General features: G+C 39.0%; 1 protein-coding gene. It reads left to right on the top strand.

Annotated features, from left to right (window positions below):
• On the top strand, window positions 1–2,587 hold a 2,587-nt coding region (locus tag CQA49_RS09700), incomplete at both ends, for an N-6 DNA methylase (RefSeq protein ID WP_147288692.1).

Here is a 2,587-nt window from a genome sequence, read left to right as displayed (position 1 = left end):
TGACTTTGAATCCTATGAGCCACAAAGTGCAAACGCGCAACTTTTTAGCACGCAACCAAAAATTAGCGAGGATTCTAAGACGATAACCACCCAAACGCTAAAAAAAGATAGAGAGATTATCTCAAAGCTAGATAAAGCCACAGGCGAAATAACCCAAGAGGTGAAATTTTTGCCAGCTCCACCAACGCCCGCGCAAAGTGCCGAGCAAATAAAGCTAAAAATCACCCCGCAAAATGTAGAGAGTGAGGAAGTTACAAGACAAAGCGCGCTTAAAAATATCCTAAAATCTGCCAAAAATTATTACTTTAGCCCAAGAGAGGAAGTAAAATCCCCTAAATTAAGGCTAGAAAATAACCTTAATGCGCTAAAACTTCTCAAAGAAATACACGAGAATCCAAGAGCTTTGAGCGAGCAAGACAAAGAGATACTAAATTCTTACAGCGGATTTGGGGGACTTACAAATGCTTTTAAAGAGGGAAGCAAAGAGTTAGAAAGACTGCAAGCACTTTTAAATGCTGATGAAATAAAAGAGCTTAAAAAGACAATTTTAGACGCATACTACACGCCAACAGAGATAATTGACACGATTTATAAGGGATTGAAAGACTTTTTGCCACAAGATGCTAAAGTGTTAGAACCTAGTATGGGAAGCGGGAGATTCTTAGGATTAGGAAACAAAAACTATGAGTATGCAGGCATTGAAATAGATCCGCTCACCTTTAAAATCGCGCAGTTACTTTACCCGCAATCAAATATCGCTAATGCAAACTACCTAAAAATGAACCTTATTAACGATCAATTTGATTTAGTCATCGGAAATCCGCCTTATGGAAGCTTGAAAGTGGATTACAACCAAAACTATGGGCTAAATATCCATAATGCGTTTATGTTAAAAAATATTGACTTAGCAAAGGAAAATGGCATCATCGCGCAGGTTATTACGACTTCATTTTTGGATTCTTTTGATTCTAGGACACGCAGAAAGGTTTTAGAAAAAGCACGCATTATAGGCACAATGCGTTTAAGTAGCGATACTTTTAGTGGCACAAATATCGCAACTGATATTGTGATTTTACAAAAACGCCCACGCAGTGAGTGGCTAGATATGACTAACCCAAAACAAGAGCTAAGCGAAATTGAAGCACGCTTTTTGGGAGTAAATCAACCAATAGGCGATGGTTTTTATGAAAATAACCTTATCAAAGACGCGCCACGCCTTAGCTTTAGCCTACCATTTATGAAAGCTACAGGAGAATATACAATCACACGCGGAGAGGGCGGGAGAGAAAGACTAGGCTATGAAGCCATAAGCAAAGAGCGTGTAAATGAGCTTTTAAGTGAATTTAGCACAAGGCTGAAAAAGTATTTAAAAGACTTTAAAACACCAAAGCAAAGCAATGATATACAAAATTTAGAGGAACTAGCCCAAAGACAATACACCTTTGGCGCGTATAAAGTGGGCGAAATAAGCTTTGAAAATGGTGAAGTTAAAAAGTCATTTATCGCAGATGATGGCGCGCTAGAGACAAAAAGCATAAGCCTTGATGAGCTTGTGTTTAAAGACAAAGTCGATGAATACAAAGCCCTAGCCTCAAGCTCAAATCTAAAGCCAAGTGATAAGGCAAAGCTTACGAAATTTAACACACAGCTAAAAATCGCACAAACTGCATTGCCTAAGATTACAGAGCTCAAAGAGGTAGCAACAAAGCTCAATATTATGGAACTAGAGCCAAATGCCAACCAACAAGAACTAGGAATCTTGCGCGCAAAGCTTAACAATGTCTATGATAGCCTTATGAGAGAGCTTAAGCCAATGATGAAAACGCCTAGCCTTAATGATAAAAGGCTTTTGAATATCTTTGAGGGTGATGTCAGCTACTCAAGCTTAAGCGGGCTTGAAAAAGGCGTATTTGACGAGGAGGGAGAACTTATCGGCATAACTAAGTCAGATATTTTTAGTAAGCGCGTGAATAATCCCACCTTTACACCTTTACACGCAGATTCCCCAGCCCAAGCTTTGGAATACTCAATTAACTATAAGGGTGGCGTTGATTATGGCTATATGGCAAAGCTTTTGAATAGAGATAGCCACGAAGTGCGCCAAGAATTGCTAAGGGAAAATAAAGTATTTTTGTTTGATGGGCAAGATGTGCTAGAGGATACCTTGCTAAGTGGGAATATTAGAGAGAAAAAGGCAATTTTGCAAAAAGCCCTAGAATACGAATACAAGGGGGGAACGCAAGAGGCACTTTATCAAAAAAGCTTAGATAAGATTTTGGAAAATATGCCAAAGGATTTGCAATATAGCGAGATTAAGTATTCTATGGGATCAAGCTTTTTGCCTGATGAAGTGTTTGAGGGCTTTTTTCAAAGAGTGTATCGCGATGAAAATGGGCGCTTTTTTTCCACTGCATATACCAACAACTACGCGCCATACTCTAGCGAATACAGGGTAAGCGATGCGGATGTATTTAATCAAGCTACAGGCTATGCAACAAGACGCTTTAAAGACAAGCATTATAGTGTAAGCTTTGATTTAGCAGTGAAGCAATTGCAGAAAGATTTTAGCGAGCATATCGCGCAAAAT

It is taken from the genome of Helicobacter sp. MIT 00-7814 (genome assembly GCF_003364115.1).
GTDB lineage: Bacteria > Campylobacterota > Campylobacteria > Campylobacterales > Helicobacteraceae > Helicobacter_F.
Note: the sequence above shows the minus strand (reverse complement) of the source record. Positions and strands in the feature narration are given on the sequence as shown.